This window comes from Pleomorphomonas koreensis DSM 23070 (genome assembly GCF_000425185.1).
Taxonomy (GTDB): Bacteria; Pseudomonadota; Alphaproteobacteria; order Rhizobiales; family Pleomorphomonadaceae; genus Pleomorphomonas; species Pleomorphomonas koreensis.
Genome location: NZ_AULH01000014.1, coordinates 71,684 through 96,894, shown reverse-complemented (window position 1 = coordinate 96,894; position 25,211 = coordinate 71,684). Strand labels below are relative to the sequence as shown.

The 25,211-nt window shown below is 69.2% G+C and carries 18 protein-coding genes; 7 read left to right on the top strand and 11 right to left on the bottom strand.

Annotation, left to right across the window (positions count from 1 at the left end; genetic code table 11):
- The first annotated feature begins 91 nt into the window (after nt 1-91).
- Both H512_RS0112990 and H512_RS0112985 read left to right on the top strand, forming a co-directional pair.
- Complete coding sequence (locus H512_RS0112990) at nt 92-1,048, top strand: 2-hydroxyacid dehydrogenase (RefSeq protein WP_026783826.1); 957 nt, start codon at nt 92-94, stop codon at nt 1,046-1,048.
- A 261-nt stretch (nt 1,049-1,309) separates the two neighbouring features.
- On the top strand, nt 1,310-3,328 hold the full coding sequence (locus H512_RS0112985) for a HAMP domain-containing methyl-accepting chemotaxis protein (RefSeq protein WP_026783825.1): 2,019 nt from the start codon (nt 1,310-1,312) through the stop codon (nt 3,326-3,328).
- A gap of 6 nt (nt 3,329-3,334) precedes the next feature.
- On the opposite strand, the gene ccmB is transcribed toward H512_RS0112985, so the two are convergent.
- Nucleotides 3,335-4,003 (bottom strand): heme exporter protein CcmB, encoded by a 669-nt coding sequence (gene ccmB / locus H512_RS0112980; RefSeq protein ID WP_026783824.1) that lies wholly within the window; start codon nt 4,001-4,003, stop codon nt 3,335-3,337.
- Nucleotides 4,003-4,644, bottom strand: coding sequence for a heme ABC exporter ATP-binding protein CcmA (gene ccmA / locus H512_RS0112975; protein ID WP_245585406.1), 642 nt, complete (start codon nt 4,642-4,644; stop codon nt 4,003-4,005). Before ccmA ends, ccmB begins: the two co-directional genes overlap by 1 nt.
- A gap of 328 nt (nt 4,645-4,972) precedes the next feature.
- On the opposite strand from ccmA, the gene acnA reads away from it, so the two are divergent.
- Nucleotides 4,973-7,669 carry an aconitate hydratase AcnA gene (acnA, locus tag H512_RS0112970; protein WP_026783822.1) on the top strand — a complete coding sequence of 899 codons (2,697 nt, stop codon included), beginning with the start codon at nt 4,973-4,975 and terminating at the stop codon, nt 7,667-7,669.
- Between the two features lie 75 nt (nt 7,670-7,744).
- On the opposite strand, the gene H512_RS0112965 is transcribed toward acnA, so the two are convergent.
- Together H512_RS0112965 and H512_RS25835 are read right to left on the bottom strand one after the other, a co-directional pair.
- On the bottom strand, nt 7,745-9,025 hold the full coding sequence (locus tag H512_RS0112965) for a methyl-accepting chemotaxis protein (RefSeq protein WP_026783821.1): 1,281 nt from the start codon (nt 9,023-9,025) through the stop codon (nt 7,745-7,747).
- A gap of 287 nt (nt 9,026-9,312) precedes the next feature.
- Entirely contained in the window at nt 9,313-10,581 is a 1,269-nt protein-coding gene (locus tag H512_RS25835; protein WP_026783820.1) for a zinc metalloprotease, read from the bottom strand.
- 528 nt (nt 10,582-11,109) lie between these two features.
- Between H512_RS25835 and H512_RS0112955 the strand changes: the two genes are divergently transcribed.
- Nucleotides 11,110-12,141, top strand: coding sequence for an aspartate-semialdehyde dehydrogenase (locus H512_RS0112955; RefSeq protein ID WP_026783819.1), 1,032 nt, complete (start codon nt 11,110-11,112; stop codon nt 12,139-12,141).
- Nucleotides 12,142-12,205: 64 nt separating this feature from the next.
- On the opposite strand, the gene H512_RS0112950 is transcribed toward H512_RS0112955, so the two are convergent.
- The 4 genes from H512_RS0112950 to H512_RS0112935 form a co-directional block, all read right to left on the bottom strand.
- On the bottom strand, nt 12,206-12,748 hold the full coding sequence (locus H512_RS0112950) for a GNAT family N-acetyltransferase (protein ID WP_053239832.1): 543 nt from the start codon (nt 12,746-12,748) through the stop codon (nt 12,206-12,208).
- Nucleotides 12,749-12,846: 98 nt separating this feature from the next.
- Entirely contained in the window at nt 12,847-13,596 is a 750-nt protein-coding gene (locus H512_RS0112945; protein ID WP_026783817.1) for a Bax inhibitor-1/YccA family protein, read from the bottom strand.
- A gap of 132 nt (nt 13,597-13,728) precedes the next feature.
- On the bottom strand, nt 13,729-16,299 hold the full coding sequence (locus H512_RS0112940; RefSeq protein WP_026783816.1) for an ABC transporter permease: 2,571 nt from the start codon (nt 16,297-16,299) through the stop codon (nt 13,729-13,731).
- The gene (locus H512_RS0112935) at nt 16,296-16,991 is read right to left on the bottom strand and encodes an ABC transporter ATP-binding protein (RefSeq protein ID WP_026783815.1); all 696 of its coding nucleotides are present in this window, start codon (nt 16,989-16,991) and stop codon (nt 16,296-16,298) included. Before H512_RS0112935 ends, H512_RS0112940 begins: the two co-directional genes overlap by 4 nt.
- Nucleotides 16,992-17,172: 181 nt before the next feature.
- Here H512_RS0112935 and H512_RS0112930 point away from each other — a divergent pair, with 181 nt between their 5' ends.
- The 3 genes from H512_RS0112930 (at nt 17,173) to H512_RS0112920 (ending at nt 19,415) form a co-directional block, all read left to right on the top strand.
- On the top strand, nt 17,173-17,733 hold the full coding sequence (locus tag H512_RS0112930) for an arylesterase (RefSeq protein WP_026783814.1): 561 nt from the start codon (nt 17,173-17,175) through the stop codon (nt 17,731-17,733).
- Between the two features lie 77 nt (nt 17,734-17,810).
- Nucleotides 17,811-18,344: a DinB family protein gene (locus tag H512_RS0112925; protein ID WP_026783813.1), complete on the top strand. Its 534-nt coding sequence runs from the start codon at nt 17,811-17,813 to the stop codon at nt 18,342-18,344.
- 18 nt (nt 18,345-18,362) lie between these two features.
- Nucleotides 18,363-19,415, top strand: a complete 1,053-nt coding sequence (locus H512_RS0112920; RefSeq protein ID WP_026783812.1) for an aldo/keto reductase — start codon at nt 18,363-18,365, stop codon at nt 19,413-19,415.
- Between the two features lie 96 nt (nt 19,416-19,511).
- Here H512_RS0112920 and H512_RS0112915 read toward each other — a convergent pair whose 3' ends face one another.
- From H512_RS0112915 to H512_RS0112905, 3 genes are all read right to left on the bottom strand, one after another.
- Nucleotides 19,512-19,844, bottom strand: a complete 333-nt coding sequence (locus H512_RS0112915) for a DUF2794 domain-containing protein (protein WP_053239849.1) — start codon at nt 19,842-19,844, stop codon at nt 19,512-19,514.
- Between the two features lie 167 nt (nt 19,845-20,011).
- Nucleotides 20,012-24,748 (bottom strand): NAD-glutamate dehydrogenase, encoded by a 4,737-nt coding sequence (locus H512_RS0112910; RefSeq protein WP_036791562.1) that lies wholly within the window; start codon nt 24,746-24,748, stop codon nt 20,012-20,014.
- Between the two features lie 135 nt (nt 24,749-24,883).
- Nucleotides 24,884-25,192: a hypothetical protein gene (locus H512_RS0112905; RefSeq protein WP_026783809.1), complete on the bottom strand. Its 309-nt coding sequence runs from the start codon at nt 25,190-25,192 to the stop codon at nt 24,884-24,886.
- Nucleotides 25,193-25,211 lie beyond the last annotated feature (19 nt).

Genomic DNA, 25,211 nt, shown 5'->3' with positions numbered 1-25,211 from the left:
GACGGCACTATTGTCATACGAATGGAGGGCGTCAAGGACGCGGCAACCGCCTCGTGCCCCCTCGCTCGCCGTCCGCCGCCGGAGTCTTCCCATGTCCGTCATCCCTTCGTCCCGCCCCGAGGTGCTGCTGCTGTCGCCGATGCCCGAGTGGGATCTCGCGCCGATGCGCGCCGCCTACCGGCTGGTCGATCCGCCGGCCGACGGGCGGATGCAGGCGCTTTCCGGCGTGCGGGCGCTGGTCGCCTCGGGCGGCCAGCGCGTCGACGCGGCGCTGATCGAGGCGCTGCCGGCGCTGGAACTGATCGCCGTCTACGGCGTCGGCTACGACAAGGTCGACCTCGACGCGGCCCGTCGGCGCAACATCGCCGTCTCCAACACGCCCGACGTGCTCACCGCCGACGTCGCCGACCTCGCCCTGGCGCTGACGCTGGCGCTCGCCCGCCGCATCGTGGCGGGCGACGCCTTCGTCCGGTCGGGCGCCTGGGAGACCGGCACCCCGCCGCTCGCCACCGGCGGCATCTCCGGCCGCAAGGTCGGCATCGTCGGGCTCGGCCGCATCGGCGAGGCGATCGCCCGCCGCTTCGCCGGCTTCGACACCGAGATCGGCTATTGGAACCGCTCGCCGAAGCCGGCCGCCCCCTGGCGGGCCTTCCCGACGCTGGACGCGCTGGCCGCCTGGGCCGACATCCTGGTGGTGACGGTGGCCGGCGGCGACGGCACCGCCGGCCTGATCGGCGCCGCCGTGCTCGCCGCCCTCGGCAAGGACGGCCTGTTCGTCAACATCTCGCGCGGCAGCACCGTCGACGAGGCGGCGCTGATCGCCGCGCTCGAAAGCGGCGCCATCGGCGGCGCCGGGCTCGACGTCTTCATGGGCGAGCCCAGAATCGACCGGCGCTTTGCCGGCTTCGACAACGTCGTGCTGTCACCCCACCAGGGCAGCGCCACGCTGGGCTCGCGCCAGGCGATGGGCGCGCTGGTGCGCGCCAACCTCGCGGCGCATTTCGCCGGCGACGAGCTGCCGAGCGCCGTGCTCAAACGGCGGCGATGAACGCTGCCGTCCGGTCTCCGTCTTGCCGAGGCTTCGGCGACACCGGCGGTCCGGCCTGCGGGAATGCCGGTGTTTATTGTTATTTTTTACATGGGTTAATCGGCAAGGCGGCCCGCCTATTGTTTGGAAAACTTTAACAGCGCTCCCCTATTATCGCTCGATACGCAAGGTCGCCCGCGGTTCGGCCTCGCGCCGCCGCATCTTGTCGCGGCCGGTGGCACGCGGGCCGGACGGTTTGCCGGCAATTCGGGGGAAGAAGCGATGGCGCGTCTGTTCAACAATCTGTCCATCGGCTCCAAGGTATTCGTGGCCTTCGCGCTGATCATCGCGCTGCTGATCGCCTGCGCCGGCCTTTCTCTCTTTTCGCTCAGTTCCTTCGAACGCTCCTTCGCCCAGCATCGCCAGCGCGTCGACGAGGTGGAGCTGACGCGCGACATCGACTACGCTTTCCGCGATCTCAGCGCCAAGGTGGATACCTATCTCGTTTCCGGCAGCGAGACGGCGCTCTCCGACGCCAAGGCGGCGGCCGAAACGACGCGCGCCTCGATCGCCAGCGCCGTCAGCAAGATCGAAAGCGGCGCCCGCAAGGACGACATGGCGGCCATCGCCTCGCTGTTCGAGGGTTACGGCGGCGTGCTGAACCGGCTCATCGACCTCAAGACCGGCCAGCAGAAGATCATCCGCGACAGCGTCGAGCCGCTCGGCGAGAAGCTGAAGAACGACATGCTGTTCTTCTCCTCCAAGGTCGACAAGCTCGGCAAGCCGGAGTTGCTGCCGATCGCCACCAAGGCCACCGAGCAGTACAATGCCGGCCGTCTGGCGGTCTACAAGCTGATGAACAGCGGCACCGCCGATGACCTCAAGGCGGCCGACGCCGGCTTCAACGGCCTGGTCCAGCGCCTCAACCTGGTGATCAAGGCGGTCGGCGAGGGCCAGGAGGCGGCGACGCTCGGCAAGGTGCTGAAGTCGGCCACCACCTATCAGGAGGCCTATCGTCAGGCCAACCAGATCGCCGCCGACCTCCGGACACTGACCGCCAAGGACCTCACCAACGCCTCGACGGCCATCGCCGACAAGGTGGCTGGCGTGCGCTCCGCCGCCTCCATCGAATCGACGTCGATCGGCGTCGCCACCACCGGGCTGATCGAGACCATCCGCCGCATGCTGCTGATCGTCGCGGCCGTGTCGCTGTTCGGCGCCATCGCCCTGGCGCTGGTCATCGGCCGCTCGATTTCGCGGCCGGTGGTCGCCATCTCGCGCGCCATGGAAAAGGTGTCGGACGGCGATCTCGCCACGGTGGTGCCGGGCCTCGGCCGCAAGGACGAGGTGGGCGCCATGGCCGAGGCGCTGGAGGTGTTCAAGACCGGCCTCGCCCAGGCCGCCGGGGCGCGCGCCGCCCGCGAGGCCGACGCCGCCGCCCAGGCCGAACTGCGACGCGCCGAGGTGCGGCAGCTCGCCGACATGTTCGAGCAGACGGTCGGCGGCATCGCCTCGTCGCTGGCCGCCGCCGCCGGCCAGCTCAACGGCTCGGCCCAGACGCTGTCCCATTCCTCCGCCGACGTGACGCAGAAGGCATCGACCGTCGCCACCGCCTCCGAGGCGGCGTCGGCCGGCGTCGGCACGGTGGCCGCCGCCGCCGAGGAGCTGGCCTCGTCGATCTCCGAGATCGGCCGCCAGGTCAACGAATCGACGGAAGTCGCCTCGCAGGCGGTGCGCGACGCCTCGGAGACGGCCGCCAAGGTGCGCGAGCTGTCGGAGGCGGCCAGGAAGATCGGCGCCGTCGTCGACCTGATCAACACCATCGCCGGCCAGACCAACCTCCTCGCCCTCAACGCCACCATCGAGGCGGCGCGGGCCGGCGAGGCCGGCAAGGGTTTCGCCGTCGTCGCGGCGGAAGTGAAGCAGCTCGCCGACCAGACCGCCAAGGCGACCAGCGAGATCGGCGCCCAGGTGGCGGCGATCCAGGCGTCGACCGCCGATTCCAGCGACGCCATCATGCGCATCACCGAGACCATCGGCCACATTTCCAAGGTGTCGAACATGGTGGCCGGCTCGGTGCGCGACCAGGGCATGGCAACGCAGGAGATCGCCGATTCCGTGCAGAAGGCGGCCGGCGGTACCAGCACGGTAGCCAGCAATATCGGCGAGGTCGGCGAGGCGGCGAGCCAGTCGGCCGCTGCCGCCCAGGAAGTACTGCACGCCTCCGAGGCGCTGTCGGCTCAGGCCGAGCGGCTGCAGTCGGAACTTCAGAGCTTCCTCGCCACCATCCGGGCAGCGTGATCTTCGTCAGTCGATACCGTTCCTGAGCGCGGCGGCGGTGGCGATCGGCGAGATCGCCGCCGCCGAGAGCGTCATGGCGAGGGTGAGCAGGAAGGGCGTGCGGAAGGCGGCCACGTCGTAGGCGACGGCCGTCGAGGCGGCAACGCCGAAGATCAGCACCGGTACGGCGAACGGCAGGATCAGGATCGGCAGCAACAGGCCGCCGCGCCTCAGTGACACCGTCAGCCCGGCGCCGATCGCCCCGAGCAGCGTCAGCGCCGGCGTGCCGACCAGGAGCGTCGCCACGGTGGCCAGCGTCACGTCGGTGGGCATGGCCAGAAGCAGCGACAGGAAGGGCGCGGCGATCACCAGCGGCAGGCCGGTGGCCGTCCAGTGGGCCGTCGCCTTGACGATCACCAGCAGCTCCAGCGACCGGCCGGAGATCACCATCAGGTCGAGCGTGCCGTCGTCGCGGTCGGCCTCGAACAGCCGGTCGAGCCCGAGCAGCGTCGAAAGGAGCGCGCCGATCCACAGGATGGCTGGGCCGAGGCGGGACAGGAGGTTGAGGTCCGGGCCGATGGCGAAGGGGAAGGTGGTCACCACGATCAGGTAGAACAACACGCCCATCAGCGCGCCGCCCCCGATGCGGACGGCGAGGCGCAGCTCGCGGACGAACAGGGCGGCAAGGCTCCGCATCAGACGGTCTCCCCGGCAACGAGGCGCAGGGAGCGGGCGGCGCCGATCCCGATGGCGAGATGGGTGGCGGCGACCACGGCGCCACCGCTTGCCACGTGTTCGGCCATCAGGCCGGTGAGCCGCGCCTCCGAGGCAGCGTCGAGGGCGGCGGTCGGCTCGTCGAGCAGCCATAGCGGCCGGCGCGCCGCGATCAGCCGGGCGATGGCCAGGCGCCGCCGCTGGCCCGCCGACAGATAGCCGGCCGGCAGGGCGGCAAGGTCGAGAAGACCGACGGTCTCCAGCGCCTCCCCCACCGGGACGCCGCCCTCGTCGCCGAGGAAGTCGCGCCAGAAGGCGAGGTTCTCAGCCACCGTCAGCGCCGGCTTCACCGCGTCGCGATGTCCGAGATAGTGGACGTGCCGGCCGACCTCGTCGGCGTCGTCGATACCATCGGACAGGAAGGCAATCGTGCCGCCGGCCGGCCGCACCAGGCCGGCGACGGCGCGCAGCAGCGTCGACTTGCCGACGCCGTTGGGGCCGGTGACCAGCACCGTCTCGCCGCCATTGATATCGAGATCGATGGCCTCGATCACCCGCCGGCCGCCGCGATCGACGCCGAGCCCGCGGACGGCGAGGCGGAAGGGCGGGAAGGGCTGGCTCACGGGCATCCTCACGGGCATTTCGGGCGCGGGCGGTTTGCTTCCCAATAGAGCATCGCGGCCGGCGGCGTAAGCCGCTTTCGCGGCACGAGGCTTTGCAACCTTGGCGCGGCGACAGGATCAGCCGCCATATGGTAGAATTTCGTACGCAAGGTCTGGTGAGCCGGCGCCTTATTCTCTATAAGGCGCATGGAAGTCTCGGTCGCCATCATGACCATTACGTAAACGTCAAACAGCTCGCCGGTGGCGAGACCCTGCCCGAACGGATGCGCGGCGCGCCGTCGCCCACCGTCGGCGCAAGGCGCCCCCGGCATGGAAAGGGGCCCCGCGCATGCCGTCGCTCGACAGCTTCAAGTCCAGGAGGGAACTTCAGGTCGGTTCGAAGACCTACGTCTACTACGACCTGAAGGCGGCGGAGGAGAACGGCCTCACCGGCGTCTCGCGCCTGCCGTTCTCGCTGAAGGTGATCCTCGAAAACCTGTTGCGCTTCGAGGACGGCCGCTCGGTGACCGAGGCCGACATCCGCGCCATGGCCGCCTGGCTGGACAACAAGGGCAAGGTCGACAAGGAGATCGCCTATCGCCCGGCCCGCGTGCTGATGCAGGACTTCACCGGCGTGCCGGCCGTCGTCGACCTCGCGGCGATGCGCGACGCCATGGTCGCCCTGGGCGGCGACCCGCGCAAGATCAACCCGCTGGTGCCGGTCGATCTGGTGATCGACCACTCGGTGGTGGTCGACTATTTCGGCACCGCCTCCTCGCTGGCCCAGAACGTCGCCCGCGAATACGAGCAGAACGTCGAGCGCTACAATTTCCTGAAGTGGGGCCAGAACGCCTTCCACAACTTCCGCGTCGTGCCGCCGGGCACCGGCATCTGCCACCAGGTCAACCTCGAATACCTGGCCCAGACGGTGTGGACCGCCGAGGAGGGCAACGCCACTCTCGCCTATCCCGACACCTGCGTCGGCACCGACAGCCACACCACCATGGTCAACGGCCTCGCCGTGCTCGGCTGGGGCGTCGGCGGTATCGAGGCCGAGGCGGCCATGCTCGGCCAGCCGGTATCGATGCTGATCCCCGAGGTGGTCGGCTTCAAGTTCATCGGCAAGGTGGCCGAGGGCGTCACCGCCACCGACGTGGTGCTGACCGTCACCGAGATGCTGCGCAAGAAGGGCGTGGTCGGCAAGTTCGTCGAGTATTTCGGTCCCGGCCTCGACAGCCTGACGCTGGCTGACCGCGCCACCATCGGCAACATGAGCCCGGAATACGGCGCCACCTGCGGCTTCTTCCCGGTCGATTCGGAGACCATCCGCTACCTGAAGTTCTCCGGCCGCGCCGATGATCGCATCGCCCTCGTCGACGCCTATGCCCGCGCCCAGGGCCTCTACCGTACCGCCGACACGCCCGACCCGGTGTTCACCGACGTCCTCGAACTCGACCTGTCCACCGTCGTGCCGTCGCTGGCCGGCCCCAAGCGGCCGGAGGGCCGGGTGTCGCTTTCCGGTGCCAAGGCCGGCTTTGCCGCCGCCATGCAGAGCGAGTACCGCAAGGCCGACGACATCGCCACCCGCTATCCGGTCGAGGGCGGCAACTTCGACCTCGGCCACGGCGACGTGGTGATCGCCGCCATCACCTCCTGCACCAACACCTCCAACCCGAGCGTGCTGGTCGCCGCCGGTCTCCTGGCCCGCAAGGCGCGCCAGAAGGGCCTCGGCGTCAAGCCCTGGGTGAAGACCTCGCTCGCCCCCGGCAGCCAGGTGGTGGCCGAATATCTCGGCAAGTCCGGCCTGCAGGAGGACCTCGACGCCCTCGGCTTCAACCTGGTCGGCTTCGGCTGTACCACCTGCATCGGCAACTCCGGCCCGCTGCCGCCGCCGATCTCCCGCTCGATCAACGACAACGGCATCGTCGCCGCCGCCGTGCTGTCGGGCAACCGCAACTTCGAGGGCCGCGTCAGCCCCGACGTGCAGGCCAACTATCTCGCCTCGCCGCCGCTGGTCGTCGCCTACGCGCTGGCCGGTTCGGTGCAGAAGGATCTGTCAAGCGAGCCGATCGGCCCCGGCGTCGACGGCGAGCCGGTCTATCTCAAGGACATCTGGCCGTCCGGCCGCGAGGTCAACGAGACGATCTCCACCTACATCACCGCCGAGATGTTCAAGGAGAAATACGCCGACGTATTCAAGGGCGACGCCCGCTGGCGGGCCGTCGAGGCCGGCATCGGCCAGACCTACGGCTGGAACATGGGTTCCACCTACGTGCAGAACCCGCCCTATTTCGCCGGCATCACCATGACGCCGCCGCCGGTCACCGACATCCTCGGAGCGCGCATCCTCGGCCTGTTCGGCGACAAGATCACCACCGACCACATCTCGCCGGCCGGCTCGATCAAGGCGGCCAGCCCGGCCGGCCAGTATCTCACCAGCCATCAGGTGCGGCCGGCCGACTTCAACCAGTACGGCACGCGGCGCGGCAACCACGAGGTGATGATGCGCGGCACCTTCGCCAACATCCGCATCAAGAACTACATGGTGAAGGACGACAACGGCAACGTCGTCGAGGGCGGCTGGACCATCCACCATCCCTCGGGCGACCGCATGTACATCTACGACGCCGCGATGCGCTATCGTGAAGAGGGCGTGCCGCTGGTGGTGTTCGCCGGCATCGAATACGGCAACGGCTCGTCGCGCGACTGGGCGGCCAAGGGCACCAACCTCCTGGGCGTCAAGGCGGTGATCGCCGAGAGCTTCGAGCGCATCCACCGCTCCAACCTGGTCGGCATGGGCGTCGTGCCGCTGACCTTCGAGGACGGCACCAGCTGGCAGAGCCTCGGTCTTGCGGGCGACGAGACGGTGACCATCGAGGGCATCGCCCACGTCAAGCCGCGCCAGAAGCTGACGGCGAAGGTCACCCGCGCCGACGGCACGACCTTCGACCTGCCGCTGCTCTGCCGCATCGATACGCTCGACGAACTCGACTACTACAAGAACGGCGGCATCCTGCATTACGTGCTGCGCCAGCTCGCCGCCTGAGCCGGAGGCCCCACAAGACAAGCAAAAGGCCCAGCCATCAGGCTGGGCCTTTTCATTTCAGGGCTGAAGACCGGATCAGGCCCGCCGCACGCCTTGCAGGAAGCGGTCGACCGTGGCGCGCAGGCCGCCGGCCTCGCCGGACAGCGCCTTGGCCGAACTCAGCACCGCCTCGGCCGCCTTGCGCGTCTCCACCGAGGCGTGGGCGACGCCGCCGGTATTGGCCGACACCTTGGAGCTGGCCGTCGACGCCTGCTGGATGTTGCTGGCGATGCCGGCGGTGGCGCGCGACTGCTCCTCGACCGCCGCGGCGATGACGCCGGCGATCTCGTTGATCTCGCCGATGCGCGTGGCGATGCCGCCGATGGCGCCGACCGCCTGGGTGGTGGCCGCCTGCACGGCGCCGATCTGGGCACCGATCTCCTCGGTGGCGCGCGTCGTCTGGTTGGCGAGCGCCTTCACCTCCTGGGCGACCACGGCGAAGCCGCGCCCCGCTTCGCCGGCTCTCGCGGCCTCGATGGTGGCGTTGAGCGCCAGCAGGTTGGTCTGGCTGGCGATGCCGTTGATCAGGCTGATCACCTCGCCGATCTTGGCCGAGCTTTCCGCAAGACCTTTGACGATATCGTTGGTGTGGCGGGCCTCCTCGTTGGCGACGCTCGATATGGTGCTCGACTGGTGCACCTGCCGGCCGATCTCGGCGATCGAGTCCGACAGTTCGCCAGCCGATTCGGCAACGATGCAGACGGCCGCCGACACCTGCTCGGAGGCGGCGGCCAGCTCGGTGATCTGCCGGTTGGTCTGCTCGGCCGAGCCCGACATCGCCTGCGATGCCGATTCGAGCCGGTCGGCCACCTCGCTCACCGTGCCGAGCACCGCCGCCACGTCGTGGTCGAACTCGCCGGCCAGGCGTTGCAGCGTCGAGGCCTTGGCGCTGCGCGCCTCCTCCTCGCGCCGCGCCTCGCGCTCGCGCAGGGCCTCGGTGAGATCGGCGAGATTGGTGAGAACCACCGGCCGGCCGTCGACCTTGGACAGAATCAGCGTCACCAGCACCGGGAAGTCGCTGCCATCGGCGCGCCGGTGCATCCATTCGAAGCGCTTGTAGCCCTGGGCTATTGCCTCGCCGATCAGCGCCTCGGACTTCTGGCCCGACGGCTGGCCGTCCGGCTGGGTCGGCGGCGACAGCTTGGCCGGCGTCATGGCCATCAGCGCATCCTTCGACGAAGCGCCGAACATCTTGACGGCGGCGGCGTTGCATTCGATGAACTTGCCGTCGGCCATGACCATGACGGCATCAGGCGTGCTGTCGAAGAAGATCACCTTGACCTTCTCCGAAGAAGTCTTGCGTCCGAACAGCGGCATGCTTGCCTCGTAGCTTTGTCTCGGTATTTTCCCTCAGAAGGGAGTCTCAAGGAAATCTACAACCCGAAGGGTAAAGGATTGCTTGTTCCTCAAGTTCTCCGGCACCCCGTTCGCCTAAGCAAGAACGCGCATGCGGTGTCGGCCCGTCGGTGGCCCCGGCGAGACCATCGGCCCGGAACGGGGCGGGCCTTCGGAAAATCCGTTGCGCAACAAGAGGCTGGAGCGGCGGCCCGGACATGCCCGGACGCCCGCCGCTCCAGCATTCCCGTTCGCGACAATGATGCCGCTCACTCGCAGGCGGCGACCGACAGATACCAGCGGCTGACGCCGCCGCGATTGTCGATCAGGCGGGCGGTGCCGTCATTCCGGGCGTTGAGCCTGTCGACGATGGCCTTGGCCTCCGACACCTCCGGATGGCCGGCGTCGGCGATCACGTTGAGGCCGCTGTCGAAGCGGCCGCCGCCGGGATAGGGCTCGTTGCGGACCCGCAGCCGGCCGATGCCGGGCTGCTCGGATATGACGGCGGCGGCATCGAGGGCGAGGCGTCGCGCCGCTTCCGTCGGCTGGCAGGCGAAGATATCGACATCGATGTAGTCGGCCCTGGCGGGACCGAGCGTCAGCGTCCGCACGGGGTCGCCGTTCCGGAGAGCCGCCAGCCGTTCGGCGATGATCGACCGCTCCTCCTGCGGCACGTTTGCTTCGGCCGCCGCCTCGATGATCCGCTGCCCGGCCTCGGCAACCATCGGCGATGCCTCGCCGATCGGATAGAAGCGGCGAATGACCGCCTTGTCGTCCGTCGAGAGGCCGTTGTTGCCGGCCGTATAGCAGCGGCTCGCGGCGCCCGCCTTGTAGTATTTCGCGGGGAAGGAGTAGAGCATGACCGACTTGACGTCGAAGGGCGTCGTGACGTCGCCCTTGGCCAGGGCCACGCTCTTCATGTTCCTGTCCACCTTCTCCTTCGGCCAGTAGTTGGGCGGCCCTCCGAGATAGCTGTAGACGGCGGGCCAGTCGTATTCCTGCTCGCAATTGCCCTCCCGGTTCTGGTGCTCGTGGCGAAGCCCGAGGGCGTGCCCGAACTCGTGCAGGACGAGACGCTGGAATTCCGACCCCGACGGCGGCGCAACATCGAAGCGGCCGAGATTGAGGCTCTGCTCATACTGGGTCGCATAGACGATGCTGTCCTGCCCCACGAGCGACCAGTTGCCGGGCTCCGAATATCCCACGCGGATGGCCGACTGCAATTTGTCGCAGAGGCGAGGATCGTTCCGGTTGCCGAAGTCGAAGCGAATGCTGCTGTCCGCCAGTTCCCAGGCGGCGGCCGTCTTGACGATCGACCGGCGGAGATCGACCGAACCGCCGAAAAAGCAGACGCGGATGGGAAGACTGGCCCAGAGCTTGGCGGTGCTGATGAAGGAATCCTCCAGATCGCCGCTGTTCACCAGCTCCTGGGTGGTTTGCAGGAAAGCGTCGGCCTCCATCATCCGCTGTATGCGGTCGGGAAAGACCTCGATGCCGGTATCGCCGGCACTGTCCTCGGTCTGCGCATGAGCCGGCATGCCGAGCAGACAACCAGAAATCGACAATAAAACGAATAGTTTGAAAGGCATTTTCCCCTCCCCGGTTGAGAAATGCCTGTACGTTATACTACATATTCAACCTGAGGTTAATTATGCTTAAGAGCAACCACTCTCTTCTCTCCCGGCCGCGCATCCTGCCGGCGGCGGCCGCCTCAGATCTCCGGGCGATGCGGGCGGCGCGCGAAAGCCTTGACCCGCCCCCACCTTTCGGCCATAAAGCCCGACATTCGAGAGAGGAATGGTCCATGTCGTTCGCGAATGGTCTTCGTCGGTTTGCCAGTGCCTCGGGTTTCCGCCCGGCCGGCCTTGCCATGACGAAAACGGCGACGACGAAAACGACCACGACGTGATCGACGCTTCCTCGCCCCGCATCGTTCTCCCCGGGGTCCGGGGAGGCGGATGGTGGCCTCCTCGAACGTCTCCCTGACAGACTAGAGCGACCGGCCGCCGAACAGGACGGGGAACGGCTCTTTCGGCGACATGCCGCAATCAGAAGGTCAGTCCAACATGGGTTACAAGGTCGCAGTCGTCGGTGCCACCGGGAACGTGGGCCGGGAAATGCTTTCGATCCTCGCCGAGCGCGGCTTCCCCGCCGACGAGGTGGTGGCCGTCGCCTCGCGCCGCAGCCAGGGCACCGAGGTGTCGTTCGGCGACAAGACGCTGAAGGTGCAGGCGCTGGAGCATGTCGATTTCTCCGACGTCGACATCTGCGTCATGTCGGCCGGCGGCTCGATCTCCAAGGAGTGGTCGCCGAAGATCGGCGCGCAGAAATGCGTCGTCATCGACAATTCCTCGGCCTGGCGCTACGACGAGGACGTGCCGCTGGTGGTGCCGGAGGTGAACGCCGACGCCGCCGCCGGCTTCACCAAGAAATACATCATCGCCAATCCCAACTGCTCCACCGCCCAGCTGGTGGTGGCGCTGAAGCCGCTGCACGACAAGGCGTCGATCAAGCGCGTCGTCGTTTCGACCTACCAGTCGGTGTCGGGCGCCGGCAAGGACGCGATGGACGAGCTGTTCACCCAGACCCGCGCCATCTTCGTCTCCGATCCGGTCGAGGCGAAGAAGTTTCCCAAGCGCATCGCCTTCAACCTCATTCCGCACATCGACATCTTCATGGAGGACGGCTTCACCAAGGAAGAGTGGAAGATGATGGCGGAGACCAAGAAGATCCTCGACCCGAAGATCAAGCTGACCGCCACCTGCGTGCGCGTGCCGGTGTTCGTCTCCCATTCGGAGGTGGTCAACATCGAGTTCGACAAGCCGATCAGCGCCGACGAGGCGCGCTCGATCCTGCGCGAGGCGCCCGGGTGCCTGGTCATCGACAAGCACGAGCCCGGCGGCTACATCACGCCCTACGAGGCGGCCGGCGAGGACGCCACCTACATCTCGCGCATCCGCGAGGACATCACCGTGGAGAACGGCCTCACCATGTGGGTGGTCTCCGACAACCTCCGCAAGGGCGCCGCGCTCAACGCCGTGCAGATCGCCGAGGTGCTGATCAACCGCGGCCTCCTGAAGCCGAAGAAGGCCGCCTGACGGTCTTTTCTCACAGTCGCCGTTTGCCGGCCGCCACGATCTCCCTTGCGGCGGCCGTTTCGTTTCAGTCGGGCGCCGAGGCGTCGCCGGTCCCGAGCGGCCGCTGCATCAGCACCTGGTCGAGCCAGCGGCCGAACTTGTAGCCGAGCGACGGCGCCACGCCGATCAGCGTGAAGCCGAGCGCGGCGTGCAGCTTGCGCGAGCCGACGTTGTCGCTGTCGCCGATCACCGCCACCATCTGCCGGAAGCCGCGCCGGGCGCAGTCGTCGATCAGCGCTTGCAGGAGGCGCCTGCCGATGCCCCGCCCCTGCTGGGCGGGATCGACGTAGATCGAGTTCTCGACGGTGAAGCGGTAGGCGCGGCGCGGCCGGTAGGCGCCGGCATAGGCGTAGCCGGCCAGCGCGCCGCCCGCCTCGGCAACGAGATAGGGATAGCCGCCCTGGGTGGTCGCCTCGAAGCGCCGCAGCATCTCCGCCTCGTCGGGCGGATCGATCTCCCAGGTGGCGGTGCCGGTCTCGACGGCGGCGCGGTAGAGGCCGGCAATGGCCGGGATGTCGGCGGCGCGGGCGGGGCGGATGGTCAGCATGGCGGGGATCCGGAACGGCATGGCGGGGCGTCCCTACATGCCACGCGGTTACCCCGCCCTCAAACGAAAACGGCGCCGGGTTGCCCCGGCGCCGCGTTGTCGCTCGATTTCACCAACCGTCAGCGGCGGTCGCCCATCAGGCGCAGCAGCATCAGGAACAGGTTGATGAAGTCCATGTAGAGGTTGAGGGCGCCCATGATCGCCTTGCGGCCGGACGTCGCGGCGTCGTCGCCCTCGTAATACATCTCCTTGATGGTCTGCGTGTCGTAGGCGGTGAGGCCGGCGAAGATGCCGACGCCGATCACCGAGATGGCGAACTGCATCGCCGACGACTGCATGAATAGGTTGACCAGCGAGGCGATGATCAGGCCGAACAGGCCCATGATCAGGAACGAGCCCATGGCGCTGAGGTTGCGCTTCGTCGTGTAGCCGTAGAGGCTGAGACCGGCGAAGGCGGCGGCCGAGATGAAGAACACCTGCGTCACCGACTGCCCGGTGTAGACCAGGAAGATCGACGACAGCGACAGGCCCATCAGCGCCGCGAAGGCCCAGAACAGGCCCTGCGCCACCGGCATGGAAAGCCGCTGGATGCCGAAGGAGAACACCAGCACCAGGCCGAGCGGCGCCAGCATCACCAGCCACTGCAGCGGGCTGGTGTAGAGGGCGGCGCCGAAGGAGCTGAGCGTCAGCGGCTCCCAGCTTGCCACGGCGGCATTGGCGGCCATCGCCGCGACGCCGCCGGTGACCGCGAGACCGATCGCCATGTAATTGTAGACGCGCAGCATGTAGCTGCGGAGACCCTGATCGATCTCCGCGGAATAGGCCCGGGAACCGTAACCCGAGGGGATGTTGCGTTCAGGGAATGCCATCTGTGGCCTCGATCCTTCCTAAGGTGCGAAGTCATGGGGAAGGCGAGCCTCCCCCGCTCAAAAAAGCAATATGGGCGTACGGGCGTGAAAGCTCAAGAGCCCGGCCGGCCACCCCGCCAACATGACGAAGATTTAAAGATTCCGCAGCACCGGCGCCGCCTTGGCCGACAGCGCCCGGAAGGTGCCGGTGAGGCCGAGGCCGATGGTCAGGAGCAGCGCCACGGCCACCGCGCCTATCGCCACCCAGGGATTGAGATCGACCGGCACGTCCATGATGCCGGTGAGCACGCCCCAGGCGGCCGCCGCGCCGGCCATCAGCGCGAAGATGGCGGTGAGAAAGCCGAGGGCGGCGTATTCCAGGGCAAAGGCGAGCAGGACGCGGGCGCGCGTCGCCCCGAAGGTCTTGAGCAGCACGGCATCGTAGACGCGCTGGCGGTGGCCGGAAGCCAGCGCACCGGCCAGCACCAGCACCGAGGCGGCCAGCGCGATCGAGGCGGCGGCGCGGATCGCCAGCGTCAGCGATCCCACGAGATCGTTGACGGTGGCCAGCACGTCCTTCACCCGCACCAGCGTCGCCGTCGGGAAGGCGGCGACCACCGCCCTCATCAGCCGCGCCTCGTTGTCGCGGTCGCCGGCGGCGGAGCCGCTTGGCGGCAGGGCCGCCGTCGACAGCACCGAATAGGGCGCGCCGGCGAAGGTATTGGGCGAGAACACCATCACGAAATTGATGGAGAGCGACTGCCACTCGACCTTGCGCGTGCTGGCGACCCTGGCGGTGATCTCGCGACCGAGCACGTTGACGGTGACGGTGTCGCCGATCTTCAGGCCGAACTCCTGTGCCAGCTTGTCCTCGAAGGACACCAGCGGCTGGCCGCTGTAATCCGCCGGCCACCAGGCGCCGGAGGCGAGCGTCGCGTTGTCCGGCAGTTCGGCCGACAGGGTGATGCCGCGGTCGCCCGACAGCGCCCAGCGCGCGCCTTCCGGCGCGTCGATCCTGTCGACCGGCGTTCCCTTCAGCGCCGTGATGCGGCCGCGCAGCATCGGCACGGTCTGCAACTCGGTGCCCGGCACCGTGGCCTTGACCAGTTGCGCGAAGGCGTCGAACTCGTTCGAGCGGATATCGAGAATGAAGAAGGTGGGCGCCTTGGCCGGCAGCGTCGAGGTGAGCTGGCGGCGGAGGCCGGTGTCGATCAGCGCCAGCGCCACCATCAGCGTCAGGCCGAGCCCGAGCGACAGCACCACCGACAGCGTCAGGCCGCCGCGACGATGAATGTTGCGCAGCGCCAGGCGGAACTCCGCCGAGCCCACCGCCGGCAGACGGCCGGCGAGGCGGCGGATCAGTGCGGCCACGCCGGTCAGCACGAGGAAGATCGCCGCCATCGACAGCACGAAAACCACCGCCACGAAGCGATCGGCAGCCGAGGCGACGGCCAACGCGGCCAGCAGCAGGACGGCGATCGCCGTGGCCGCGACATAGGCCCGGCGCGGCAGGCGCCGCTCCGGCGCCACCTTGTCGCGGAACAGCGCGCTCACCGGCACGTCGTGCGCCCGGCCGAGCGACCAGATGGCAAAGGCGAAGGCGGTGAGGAAGCCATAGGCGGCGGCGAGCAGCAGTTCGCCAGGATAGACGCCGATCTCGATCGGCAGGTCGAGCGCCGAGGCGATCAGTCCGCCGGCAAAGAACGGCGGCAACAGGCCCAGCGCCAGCCCGAGCACCACGCCGATGCCGGCAATGACGCCGATCTCGATCAGATACACGGCGACCACGAAGCCGCCCGGCGCGCCCACCGCCTTCAGGGTGGCGATGGTATCGCGCTTGCGATCGATGAACGCCTTGACCGCATTGGTGACGCCGACGCCGCCGACGATCAGCGCCGTGAGGCCGACCAGCGTCAGAAACTGCGAGAAACGGTCGACGTTGCGCTCGAGGCCGGGCGCCGCGTCGAGCCGGGTGGACACGAGACGGCCACTCTCCGACTGCGCCGCCTTGATCTCGTCGGCGGCCGCCGCCACGGCGTCGTCGGTCGCGCCGTCGGGCAAAGCCAGCCGGACGGTGTTGGCCACCAGGCTGCCCGGCTGCACGATGTCGGTCGCCGCGAGCGCCGCCCGGCTCATCATCACCCGCGGTCCGTAGGCAATGCCGGTGCCGACCTGGTCGGATTCTTTTTCGATCAGGCCCCGCACTTCGGCGGTCGCCCGGCCGATGGCCAGGCGATCGCCCACCTTCACGTCGAGCCGGTCGGCGAGCATCGGCTCCACGACGATGCCGATCGATCCGTCGGCGCCCGGCGCCAGGGCGTCGGCCAGCCAGCCGCCGCCTTCGATCCGCAGCTCGCCGACCAGGGGATAGGCGTCGTCCACCGCCTTGATGCGCACCAGCGCCTGGGCGCCGCCGTCGATACGGCGGGCCATGGAGTTGACCAGCGTCACCGTCGACAGCCTGCCGCGGGCGCCCAGCGCGGCCAGCACGTCCTCGGGCGGCACCTCGCTGCCGAAACGGACCGCAATATCGCCGCCGAGGATCTCCCGCCCCTGCAAGGCGATGCCCTCGGTGATCGCCCGGCTGGTCGAGCCGACGGCGGCGATGGCGGCGACGCCCAGCGCGATGGCGGCAATGAAGATGCGAAATCCCTTGAGACCACCGCGCGCCTCGCGGGCGGCGAGACGGCCGGCGACCCGCCAGCCTGGCGAGCTGCCGCTCATGACAGGGTCTCCGCCACGACGTCCTCGACGATCTCGCCGGAGCGCATGACGATGCGGCGGTCGCAGGCGGCGGCCAGCGTGCGGTCGTGGGTGACCAGCAGCAGCGTGGCGCCGCGCCTGGCCCGCGCCTCGAACATCAGGCGGACGATGTCGCGGCCGGTATCGGCGTCGAGGTTGCCGGTCGGCTCGTCGGCGATCAGGATGGACGGCTCCGGGGCGAGCGCCCGGGCGATGGCGACGCGCTGCTGCTCGCCGCCCGACAGCTCGGCCGGATGGTGGTGCAGCCGGTGCGAAAGACCGACCGCCTTGAGTTCGGCCTCTGCCCGTTCAAACGCGTCGCGCCGGCCGCTGAGTTCCAGCGGCACCGCGACGTTCTCCAGCGCCGTCATGGTCGGCATCAGGTGAAAGGACTGGAAGATGATGCCGACCGAGCGGCCGCGAAAGCGGGCGAGCGCATCCTCGTCCATGCGGTCGAGCCGCTCGCCGCCCACCGTCACCGTGCCGTCGTCCACCCGTTCGAGGCCGGCCAGCACCATCAACAGCGTCGACTTGCCCGATCCCGAGGGACCGACGATGCCGACGCTGCTGCCCGCTTCGACGGCAAAGCTGAGACGCTTCAGGATATGCACGCGGGCGGCGCCGGAGCCGAGGCTCAGATCGACGTCGGAGAGGACGATGGCGGGATCGGGCAAGGAGGGCTTTCCGGAGGTTCGGGCCGACGTGACTTTGGCGGGGCTTGCCGAAGAAAGCCCGAGCCTGTCATATGCGTGGTTGGTAAACCATAGCAAGCCGGGTCAAAAGGCCGTGAGACAGCCAATCGTCGCGTTCGTCCTCGCCCTCCTCGCCGGTGTCGTCGGCGCGGAGGCCAAACCCATGCGGATCGTCGCGCTCGGCGACAGCCTGACCGCCGGCTACGGCGTCACGGCGACGGACGCCTTTCCGAAGAAGCTCGAGGCGGCGCTGGCCAAGCGCGGCCACGACGTCGAGATCGTCAACGCCGGCGTCTCCGGCGACACGGTGGCCGACGGGCTTGCCCGCCTCGACTGGGCGCTGGAGGGCGGCGCCGACGGGGTGATCGTCGAGCTGGGCGCCAACGACATGCTGCGCGGCCACGACCCGGCCAGCGTCCGCGACGGCCTCGACAAGCTGATGTCGCGCCTCAAGGCCACCGGCGCGCCGGTGCTGATCGCCGGCATGATGGCGGCGCCCAACCTCGGCGCCGACTATGCCGCCCGCTTCAACCCGATTTACCCGGAGCTGGCCGGCAAATACGGCGCGCTCCTCTACCCCTTCTTCCTCGACGGCGTCGCTTCCGACGCCGGCCTCAACCAGAGCGACGGCATGCATCCCAACGCCGCCGGCGTCGACGTGATCGTCGGGCGCATGCTGCCGTCGGTCGAGGCGCTGATCGCGCGGATCGACGGCCGCAGCTAGAGCACGTCCGGCAGGAGCGGGAACCGGCTTTGCGCCCGGAACAGACGGAGCCAGAACGGCGGCAGGAAAGGAACGACATGAGCAGCCTCGACCATTTCCGGCTGATGGCGCCCTACAATGCCTGGATGAATACCCGCCTCTACGTTGCCGCCGAGCGGCTGACCGCCGACGAGATCGCCCGCGATCGCGGCGCCTTCTTCGGCTCGATCCTCGGCACGCTCAACCATCTCGTCGCCTCCGACCTGATCTGGTTCGGCCGCCTTGCCAACCATCCGCCGCTGTCCGGCCGCATCAACCTCGCCGGCCTGCCCGAGCCGACCAGCGTCCGCTTCACCGTGGCGGACGACCTCGCCGGCCTGCGGCCGACCCGCGAGCGCCTCGACCGCATGATCGTCGGCTTCGTCGACGGCCTGACCGAGGCCGACATCGGCGGCGTCTTCGACTATCGCCGCACCGACGGCACGCGCCAGCGCAAGGTGCTGTCGTCGGTGCTGTCGCACATCTTCAACCACCAGACCCACCATCGCGGCCAGGTGACGACGCTGCTCTTCCAGGCCGGCATCGACGTCGGCGTCACCGATCTGCTGGCGCTGATCCCCGACGCCGGCTGACCCACCAGAAAGTTTCCCATGCAGAAGCGCCGCCTCGGCCGTTCCGATCTCCTCGTGGCGCCGCTGACGCTCGGCACGATGACCTATGGCGAGCAGACGGGCGAGGCCGACGCCTTTGCCATCCTCGACCGCGCTGTGGACGCCGGCATCAATCTCCTCGACATGGCCGAGATGTATCCGGTGCCGCCGCGGCGCGAGACGCAAGGGGCGACAGAGACCATCGTCGGCGCCTGGCTGAAGCAGCACGGCCGCCGCGACGAGGTGCTTCTCGCCACCAAGGTCTGCGGCCGCAGCGGCAACGACTGGTTCCGCGACGACGGCGCGCCGACCCGGCTCACCCGGCCGCAGATCGTCGAGGCGGTGGAGAAATCGCTGCGCCGGCTCGGCACCGACCACATCGACCTCTACCAGATCCATTGGCCCGACCGCGTCACCTCGGCATGGGGCACGGTGCCCGCGCGCTTCAAGCCGTTCGCGCCGGCCGCCGACGAGACGGCCATCGGGGAGACGGCCGCCGTCTTCGCCGACCTGATGCGGGCCGGCAAGATCGGCCAGTTCGGCCTTTCCAACGAGAGCCCCTACGGCCTGATGCGCTTCCTCGACGCCGCCGAACGCGGCATCGGCCCGCGCCCCGTCTCGGTGCAGAACGCCTACAGCCTGGTCAACCGCACATGGGAGGGCGGCCTTGCCGAGATCGCCTTGCGCGAGGAGATCGGCCTTCTGCCCTACTCGTCGCTGGCCCAGGGCTATCTGACCGGCAAGTATCTCTGCGGCGCGCTGCCGGCGAGAAGCCGCAAGGCGCTGTTCAACCGCCTGCAACGCTACGAGAAGCCGCATGCCGACGCGGCGATCGCCGCCTATGTCGACCTTGCCGACGATTTTGGCGCCGATCCCGTATCCTTCGCCCTCGCCTTCGCGCTGAACCAGCCGACAGTGGCCTCGGTGATCATCGGCCCGAGCGCGCCGGACCAGCTCGACAGCAACCTCGCCGCCCTGCATCTTGCCTGGACGGCGGAAATGCAGGCGGCCGTCGACGACCTGCATCAACGCTTCGGCAATCCCTGCCCGTGAGATGGCTTATACCAATTGGCGAAGATGCTGACGCATCCGCAGCGTGAGACATTGGCAAGCGGAAGACCCGGCAGTCAGTTTCAATGCCTCCCGGCATTATTCGGCGACGCTGAGCCACGACTTGTCGAGCACCCGCAGCACGCGGCCGAGATCGCCGCCGCGCTTCAGGATCATGCCGGTCTGGGCGATCACCGAATAGGCGCCCTGCCGGCGGGCCAGCTTGGGGTTCTTCTCCACCCGATAGAGCGGCATTTCCGACGAGCGGCGGAAGATCGAGAACACGGCGCGGTCGGGCAGATGGTCGATGGCATAGTCGCGCCATTCGCCGGCCGCCACCATGCGGCCGTAGACCTTGAGGATTTCCGACAGTTCGTGCCGGTCGAAGGCCACATAGTCCTTCTCGCGCGGGACCGGCGCGGCGGCACGGATGCCGTCGGGCGCCGGCGTCCGGGAAGCCCCGCGCGCCAGCGCGATCAGATTGGCGGGTTCGCCCGCCCCGTCGTCGGTATCGCCACTCAAGCGCGCCTCCCGGCCGCGATCGTCATGTCGCCGTCATCTTTGCCTCTGGCGGCGGCCGACGCAACACCCAAGCCCCGTCATTCGGCAAGCTCGGCGACGAGCCCGGCCGCCACCGTCAGCTTGGCCACCGTCGGCGGGCCGACCAGCAGGTCGCCGACCAGCTGGCGCAGCCGGCCGATGCGCGCCTCGCGCGCCGTCGTCCAGAGGTCGGCGCCGCCCTCGGCGATCGCCTCAGCGACGATGCGGCGGCGGGCGGCGGCGAAGGCGCGGCGGGCGATCTCCGCCGCCTGTCCCTCGTAGAGATCGGCCGGCCGCACCGTCTCGGCGAGGTCGGCGACCAGATCGGCGGCGATCGCCTCGTCGATCGCCGTCACCACCGGCAGCACCTCGTCGACGGAACGGCCCGCCGCTTCACCGATGACGATCAGGTCGAGGCTGCCGAGTTCGGCCGGCAGCGCCGCGATGCGGGCCGCCAGCTCCTCGGGCACGCCGGCGGCGACGAGCGCCGGATCGGCCGCGCCGGCCGGCGCGCTGTCGCGGAAGCGGCCAATGCCGGCGGCCAGCCGCTCGATGGCCGCGGCGAGGTCGCCCTCGGCAGCACCGTTCTCGGCCACCCACAAGGCGGCGTCGGTCAGGAAATCGGCGACGCGGCGGCGCAGTTCCACCCAGATGGCGCCGGCGATCCGGCCTTCGAGGGCATCGATGCCGGTGGTCACCGCGTCGGTGCCGAAGGCGGCGGCGGCCACCACCAGCGCGCGCACCGCGTCCTCGGCGTCGACGCCGGCCTCGTCGCCGAGCCGGCTGACGAAGGTCGGCCCGGCGGCGTCCACCGCCGCCCCGGCGATGCGGGTGGCCAGGATGTCGCGGGCGAGGCGATGGGCGGCGATGTCCTCGGCAAAGCGCGCCCGCATGGCCGCCGGGAAGGCGTGGGTCAGCCAGTCGGAGAGCGCCGGATCGTCGATCAGCCGGCCGGCCGTTAGCTCGTCGGCCAGCATCAGCTTGGCGTGGGCCATCAGGATGGCGATCTCCGGCCGCGACAGCGTCTCGCCGGCGGCGGCCAGCCGGCCGGCCGCCGCGGCGTCGGGCAGGCCCTCGCGGCGGGGATCGAGGAGACCCTTCTCGGCAAGCATCGCGGAGAGGCGCATCAGCCGCGGCAACTCGCCGGGACCGCGCGCCCGCGTCACCGACAGCGCCACCACCTGCCGGCGGCACAGCCTGAGCACGCCGCCGGCCACGTCGTCGGTCATCCCGGCCAGCAGTTCGTCGCGCTCGGCCAGCGTCAGCCGGCCGGCCGCCACCGCCCGTCCCAGGGCGATCTTGATGTTGACCTCGGCGTCGGAGGTGGCGACGCCGCCGACGTTGTCGATGGCGTCGGAGTTGATCCGGCCGCCGCGCCGGGCGAAGTCGACGCGCGCCCGCGGCGTCACGCCGAGATTGGCGCCCTCGCCGACCACCCGCGCCCGGATTTCGCCGGCCGCAATGCGGACGGCGTCGTTGGCGCGGTCGCCGGCGTCAGTGTCGCTCTCGCCGTCGCCGCGCACGAAGGTGCCGATGCCGCCGAAGAACAGCAGGTCGACCGGCGCGGCGAGGATAGCGGAAACCAGAGCGTCCGGGCTGAGCGTCGATGCCTCGATGCCGAGCGCCACCCGCGCCTCCCCGGACAGCGCGATGGACTTGGCGCTGCGCGGATAGACGCCGCCGCCCTTCGACAGCCTGGCCGGATCGTAGTCGGCCCAGCTCGAACGCGGCAGCGCGAACAGCCGCCGCCGCTCGGCCAGCGCCGTCTCGACGTCGGGATCGGGGTCGATGAAAATGTGGCGGTGGTCGAAGGCGGCGACCAGCCTGAGCGACGGCGACAGCAGCATGAAGTTGCCGAACACATCGCCCGACATGTCGCCGACGCCGACGGCGGTGAAGGGATCGGCGGCGGCATCGAGATCCAGCTCGCGGAAATGCCGTTTCACCGCCTCGAAGGCGCCGCGCGCCGTGATGCCCATCTTCTTGTGATCGTAGCCGGCCGAGCCGCCGGAGGCGAAGGCGTCGGCCAGCCAGAAGCGGCGGCTGAGCGCGATGCGGTTGGCGACGTCGGAGAAGCTGGCGGTGCCCTTGTCGGCGGCCACCACCAGGTAGGGGTCGTCGCCGTCGTAGCGGACGGTGGCGGCCGGCGGCACCACGGCATCGCCAATGAGGTTGTCGGTGAGGTCGATCAGCGTGCCGATGTAGCGCTGATAGGCGGCGACGCCGGCCGCCCCCCGATCGGCGCCGGGCCGGCGGGCGACGAAGCCGCCCTTGGCGCCGACCGGCACGATCACCGCGTTCTTCACCTGCTGCGCCTTGACGAGACCGAGGATCTCGGTGCGGAAGTCCTCGGGACGGTCGGACCACCTGAGGCCGCCGCGCGCCACCTTGCCGAAGCGCAGATGCACGCCCTCGACATCGGGGGCGTGCAACCAGATCTCGGCGAACGGCCTGGGCGCCGGCAATCCGTCGATGCGGGCGGCGTCGAACTTGAAGGCGATCACCGGATGCGGGCCGCCGTCGGCGCCGATCTGGAAGAAAGTGGTGCGGCTGGTCGCCTCGACGAGGTTGACGAGGCGCCTGAGGATGCGGTCGTCGTCGAGGATCGGCACGTCGCGCAGACCGGCCTCCAGCTCGCCGCGCAGTCGCGAAAGGCGGGCCTCGCGGTCGCCCGTGAAGGTCGGGTCGAAGCGGCTGGTGAACAGCGCCGTCACCAGCGCGGCGATCGGCGCGTTGCGCACCAGCGCTTCGGCGACATAGGCGTGGCCGTAGGCGACGCCGATCTGGCTGAGATAGCGGGCGAGCGCCCGGAGCATGGCGATCTCGCGCCAGCCGAGGCCGGCGTTGAGCGTCAGCGCGTTGAGGCGGTCGCTGTCGGCCTCGCCGAGCCAGACGGCCATGAACAGCGCCTTCAGCCGGTCGCCGTCGCGGGCAAGGTCGACATCGGCGCCATCGGCGCGGCGGAGCGCCATGTCGTGCAGCACGATGACTTCGCCGGGCCGGTCGATCTCGAAGGTCTTCTCCTCGAGCACGGTGAAGCCCATGGCTTCCAGCACCGGCACCCGCGCCGACAGCGGCACCGGACCGCCGCGACTCATCAGGCGCATGGCGACGCGCGGCGACGGCAGGCTGCCGCCGATCAGGTCGACCGCCACCTGCCGCGTGCCGACGAACAGCTCGAGCAGCGCCACGTCGGCCACCGCCGTCTCGGCGTCGTAGCTGGCGCGGTAGGCCTCGGGGAAGGCGCGGCCGTAGAGTTCGATCAGCTTGCGGCCGCGCGCCGGGCCGAACTTCGCCCGGCAGGCGTCGGCGAATCCGTCCGACCAGTCGCGGGTGATGCGGGCGACCGCCGCTTCCAGCTCGGTCTGGGCGACGGCCGGCGTCGGCCCTTCGTCGCGGCCGATAATGTAGTGGACGCGGGCGAGCGGCCCTTCCGGGAAGGACGGATAGACCGACGACACGCGGCCGGCGAAGGCTTGGGCCAGATAGTCGCCGATGGCGTGGCGGGCGTCGGTGTCGTAGCGGTCGCGCGGCACGTAGACCAGGATGGAGACGAAGCGGTCGAAGCGGTCGCGGCGGGCCAGCACGCGGATGCGCGGCCGCTCGCCAAGCTCCAGGACGGCCAGCGAGAATTCGAGCAGCGTGTCGAGATCGACCTGGAACAGCTCGTCGCGCGGATAGCTTTCGAGGATGTTGCGCAGCGCCCGGCCGGAATGGCTCTCGGGGTCGAAGCCGGCGCGGGCCATCACCGTTCCCACCTTGCGGCGGAGATAGGGGATGGAGTGGGTGGAGCGGGTGTAGGCCGACGAGGTGAACAGGCCCAGCAGCCTGACCTCGCTGAGCAGCCGGCCGGTGGCGTCGTAGCGCTTGATGCCGATATAGTCGAGATAGGCGTGGCGGTGAACGCGCGCCTTGACGTTGGCCTTGGCGACGATCAGCGGCTCGGCCTGGCGCAGGAACTCGGTGATCTCCGGCGTCACCTGCACCAGCTCGCGGCCGCGCCGCAACACCCGCACCGCCGGGTCGCGCAACAGGCCGTAGCCGCCGCTCGGGGTCAGCGAGTGCGGCTCCTCGCCCTCGCCGCCGCCGATGGCGAATTCCCTGAGGCCGAGGAAGGTGAAGTTGTCGGCGTTGAGCCAGTTCAGGAACTCGGCCGCCTCGGCCACCGCCTCGGGCGGCAGCGGCGGCGGCGTGTGCCGGTAGACGTTGATCACCGACTTGATCAGCGCCTGCATGCGCGGCCAGTCGTCGACGGCGGCGCGCACCTCGGTCAACAGGCCGTCGAGCCGCGTCTCCAGCTGGGCGGCGGCGATGGCGTCCGGCAGGCGGGCGATGTGGATGTGGATGAAGCTCTCGCGGCCGGCGTCCGGGTCGTCGCCGATCGACAACAGGCGGCCGCTCATGCCGCGCACCACCTGGAAGATCGGGTGGACCATCAGCCGCACCTCGATGCCGGCGTCGGTCAGCTCCTGCATCACCGAATCGACCAGGAACGGCATGTTGTCGTTGAGGATGTCGACCACCGTCACCGCCTTGCGGTGGCTGGCGTCGTCGTCCCAGACCGGATTGTAGATGCGGATCGAGTGGATGCCCGGCACGCGCAGCGACAGGCTGGACATCGCCCCCTCGGCGAAGGCGGTGAGTTCGCCGGCCGTATAGGCGACCACGTCCTCGGCGGCGCCCTTGCCGTAGAGCGTTTTCAGGAAGCCGGCGAGTTCCGGCCTGACGCCGCCGGCGGCGAGATCGGCCGCCTCGTCGAGACGGGCCTCCTTCAGCACTTCCATCACGCGCTTCATCGACAACTCCCGACGGCCCGGACGGTCGGGCCTCCGCCGCCGCGCCACTCCCGTGGCACCGCCCGAACACCCCGGCGGCCAGTCAAGCCGGTCGCCGGGGCAATTCCAATTCGCGCTGTTGCGGACGCGGAAGGCTCAGTCTTCGTCGTCGAACTGATCGATGTCGACGAGGAACATGATGTTGGCGCCATCCTCGTCCTCGGCGTCGTCGTCCTCCTCCTCGAACTCCTCCTCGAGGTCGTCGATCTCGGCGAAGGCGTCGATCTCGTCCTCGTTGGCCGGGCGGATGACGAAGGCGGAGGCGCCGTCCCAGATGGCAGTGCCGCCGCTCGTGAAGCCGCGGATGTCGTCGAGGAAGTCCTCGCTCTCGAAGATCTCCCGCGCTTCCGCCTCGTCGGCGTCGGTGGTGGCGATCGCGATGCCGGCGATTTCGAGCGTGTACATGGCTGTCTCCCTGTTGTCC